The 3021-nt window shown below is 47.3% G+C and carries 4 protein-coding genes; all 4 read left to right on the top strand.

Annotation, left to right across the window (positions count from 1 at the left end; genetic code table 11):
- The coding region (locus ACTIE6_RS21730; RefSeq protein ID WP_439558629.1) for a hypothetical protein at window positions 1-435 on the top strand (435 nt) is incomplete at its 5' end.
- A 51-nt stretch (window positions 436-486) separates the two neighbouring features.
- The gene (locus ACTIE6_RS21725; protein WP_439558628.1) at window positions 487-1398 is read left to right on the top strand and encodes an NAD(P)/FAD-dependent oxidoreductase; all 912 of its coding nucleotides are present in this window, start codon (window positions 487-489) and stop codon (window positions 1396-1398) included.
- 37 nt (window positions 1399-1435) lie between these two features.
- Entirely contained in the window at window positions 1436-2602 is a 1167-nt protein-coding gene (locus tag ACTIE6_RS21720) for a THUMP domain-containing class I SAM-dependent RNA methyltransferase (RefSeq protein ID WP_439558627.1), read from the top strand.
- Window positions 2603-2688: 86 nt separating this feature from the next.
- On the top strand, window positions 2689-2856 hold the full coding sequence (locus ACTIE6_RS21715; protein WP_439558626.1) for a hypothetical protein: 168 nt from the start codon (window positions 2689-2691) through the stop codon (window positions 2854-2856).
- Window positions 2857-3021 lie beyond the last annotated feature (165 nt).

Here is a 3021-nt window from a genome sequence, read left to right as displayed (position 1 = left end):
TACTTCAAAGACCGGAACGAGCTGATGAAAAGCTGCAAGAACGAGATTCGAAAAGCGTGTCACATAGCGATGCAAAATGCTTACAACAGCACCGAAGATCCCATTCAAAGATTGGAGCGCATGTTTTATGCCGGTATAGAATGCGGCACCAAAGATACATTCCTGCATAAATTACACACATTGCACGATCACGAGCACCAGTCGCACGACATAGAATGCGCTGATTATGACGATACCTTTTTCATCTGGAAAACACACCTGAAATTCCTCCAACAGCAGGGATTGATCAGCCCCATGGTCACCATCGACTGGGTTCACCAGCTTTTTCAGGGAATTGTTGCTGCTTCTGTTACTTCACGTTCCAATGCAGCTATGCAACTGAATGATGTAAAAAAACTTGGCTGGTTTTCATTCAGCCGGGGGATTGGTTTGTAAAATTTTTTATCCATATATGTCTCAATTGTGAGACACAAACTTGTTTATGCCATGCATTTAAAAACAGATTTTGATGTAATTATAGTAGGCGGAAGCTACGCCGGCTTATCAGCCGCCATGTCGCTGGGTCGCGCCAAATGGAAGGTAGCGATCATAGACAGCGGGAAACCCTGCAATGCACAGACGCCGCATTCACACAACTTTCTTACCCGGGACGGCGCTACTCCGGCGGCTATTGGCGCGGTAGCAAGGGAGCAGGTACTCTCCTATCCTACGGTTGAATGGATTGAAGACCTGGCTGTGAATGCATCCGGGGAGAATAATAATTTCACTGTTCAGACAGGCTCCGGGCAGCATTTCAATGCTAAAAAGATTCTCTTTGCGACCGGCATTAAAGACCTGCTACCCGCCACGCCCGGACTGGCCGCGTGCTGGGGAATCAGCGTAATCCATTGTCCTTTTTGCCACGGATACGAATACAGCGATCAGAAAACGGGCATTCTGGTGAATGGAGAAACTACACTGGACTTCGCCAGACTGATCCGCAACTGGACATCTGACCTGACCATTTTTACAAACGGCGCAGCCGACTTTGACATAAATACAAAAATGCAGCTGCAACAAATCTGTGTGTCGCTTAACGAACAGCCGGTTGAAAGGATAGTACATGAAAATGGCTACCTCACGCACATCGAGTTCCAGGATGGAAGCTCCTCCGCGCTCAAAGCATTGTACCACCGCCCGCCTTTTGAACAACATTGCAAGCTACCCGAAGTGCTTGGCGTTCAGCTTAACGCTCAGGCCCACATTGCGCTGGATGCTGCGCTAAAGACGAATGTACCAGGGATATATGCTGCCGGCGACAATGCTTCACCTGCTCGGTCTGTCGCGAATGCAGTGGCAACGGGCAGCTTTGCGGGCGCGCGCTTGTGTCACGAGTTGATTAGCGAGCAATATTCTTAGTATGTTTGCACGCATTCACCCGCATTAACAGCTTACAATGTCAGTTTTCCAAAATCAAGCAAACATCATTATTACCTGCTACCGCCGCCTGGCACCGTTCCTTGAACCGGAGGTAAAAGCACTTGGATTTGATATCGCTGAAACTTTCCCCACGGGCATTCGCACGACAGGTACCATGAACGATTGTATCCGTTTGAACCTGAACCTGTATTGTGCAAGCCAGGTTTTGTACAGCCTCGGTACTTTCCGTGCAAAGCATGCCGATGATGTCTACCGGTTTTTATCACAGATAGCCTGGGAAGATATTCTGCCAGCTGAGGGATATTTTTCGGTAACCAGCAATGTGCATACGGAAAGCGTGAATAATTCGATGTATGTGAATGTGCGGGTTAAGGATGCCATTGTAGACAGGATCAGGGATAAAAAAGGCGTGCGGCCTTCCTCTGGCTCAGATATGAGGCAGGCTGTGGTGCATTTGTTCTGGAAAGAAGAGCAGGCTGAGATCTTTATAGATACCTCCGGCGAAACAATTGCCCGGCACGGTTACCGGAAAATCCCGGGTGCAGCGCCTATGCTGGAATCACTCGCCTCGGCTACGATACTCGCCAGTACGTGGGACAGGCGCTCTGCATTCCTGAACCCGATGTGCGGCTCGGGCACACTTGCCATTGAAGCTGCCCTCATTGCTACCAACAGCAAACCCGGACTTTTCCGGAACAACTATTCCTTCATGCATTTGCTCGGCTATGACGAGGAGGTTTACTACGCAGAACAGGATAAGCTGGAAGTGCAGATTATAGATGTGCCCGATTTACGCATTATTGCAACTGACCACAGCGAAGCGGCCATTGAAAATGCGAGAAAGAATGCGGTAGCTGCCGGAGTTGCCAATATGATCGAGTTTCAGGTTTGTGATTTTACGGAAACAGAGATACCGGATGAAAACAAAGGGGTGTTCTTTGTCAATCCTGAATACGGCGAGCGACTGGGCGAAATCAGTGAACTTGAAGAAACCTATGCCCGCATTGGTGACTTTATGAAACAAAAGTGTAGAGGCTATTCGGGTTATGTGTTTACAGGTAACCTCGATCTTGCCAAAAAAATCGGTTTGAAACCGCGACGCCGCATTGAGTTTTATTCAGGTAAAATCGATTGCAGGTTGCTGGAATACGAGCTGTACGAGGGTACAAAGCGCACTTTTTAGGTTTATTCCGGTACAACATATCGTTATTCCATGTTTTGCTGGCACGATATTTAAAGTATATCAGGCATAATCAAACACAATTTGTCATGAGACAGTCACAAAATTCGGGAATGATGCAGCAAAATCAGAGTTCCCGGGCAAGGCCTGAAAACAAGGACAATTTGGACAGCAGGCGCAGAGAAGAGGAAATGGTAAAAGGTAATGATCTGACCAATAACAGGAAAGAACATCATAGCCTGAATAAACAGAATTAACTTTTCTCTGTGTTTATTGTGATTAGAGTCAAGCCGGGTTCAGAACTTTCTGGATCCGGCTTTTTTATGCATTACTAAATATTTTTGGTCATTGAATGCTGATCTCCCCAGCGGCAGACAACATGCGCTTCAATGCCAAGCAACCTGGCTAGCTTGTCTATTTTC

It is taken from the genome of Dyadobacter sp., assembly GCF_051859145.1.
Taxonomy (GTDB): Bacteria; Bacteroidota; Bacteroidia; order Cytophagales; family Spirosomataceae; genus Dyadobacter.
The sequence above is the reverse complement of the archived record's forward strand: the minus strand, read 5'-3'. Positions and strand labels throughout refer to the sequence as shown.